We start from the raw sequence: 566 nt of genomic DNA on the forward strand, positions 1-566 counted from the left end.
CCGATATGAACACCGAGCTTGTAGCTGCCCGCCAAATGGTAAGGCTTGCTGCATTTAAACTAGATAATAACGATGTTGAAAAAACCACTTACTGCGCCATGGCTAAACGCTTTGCTACCGATGTGGGCTTTACCGTGTGTAACGACGCACTGCAAATTCATGGTGGTTACGGTTACATAAAAGAATACCCGCTAGAGCGCCATGTACGCGATGTACGCGTTCATCAAATTTTAGAAGGCACTAACGAAATCATGCGCGTAATTATTGCGCGCCGTATTTTAGCAGAGTCAGCAAGCGACGTTTTATAAGGAGCAATGTATGTCAGAATCTAAATCTAATCCGAGTATTGAACTTACAACCGAAGGTCATGTTGCTATTTTAACGATGTCTAACCCGCCAGCAAACACGTGGACAAAAGACACCTTAGTTGATTTAAAAAATACCGTTAACGAGCTAAACAATAATAAAAATATTTATGCATTAGTGCTCACTGGCGAAGGCGAAAAGTTTTTTAGCGCCGGCGCCGACTTAAACGTATTTGCATGCGGCGATAAAGGCGTAGCTGC

General features: G+C 43.1%; 2 protein-coding genes. Both read left to right on the forward strand.

The window, feature by feature from the left end; genetic code table 11:
• The coding region (locus L647_RS0101160; RefSeq protein ID WP_029880335.1) for an acyl-CoA dehydrogenase family protein at window positions 1-308 on the forward strand (308 nt) is incomplete at its 5' end.
• A 10-nt stretch (window positions 309-318) separates the two neighbouring features.
• On the forward strand, window positions 319-566 hold a 248-nt coding region (locus L647_RS0101165; protein ID WP_029880336.1), incomplete at its 3' end, for an enoyl-CoA hydratase-related protein.

Source organism: Pseudoalteromonas sp. TB64, assembly GCF_000498095.1.
In the GTDB taxonomy this organism is placed as follows: Bacteria; Pseudomonadota; Gammaproteobacteria; order Enterobacterales; family Alteromonadaceae; genus Pseudoalteromonas.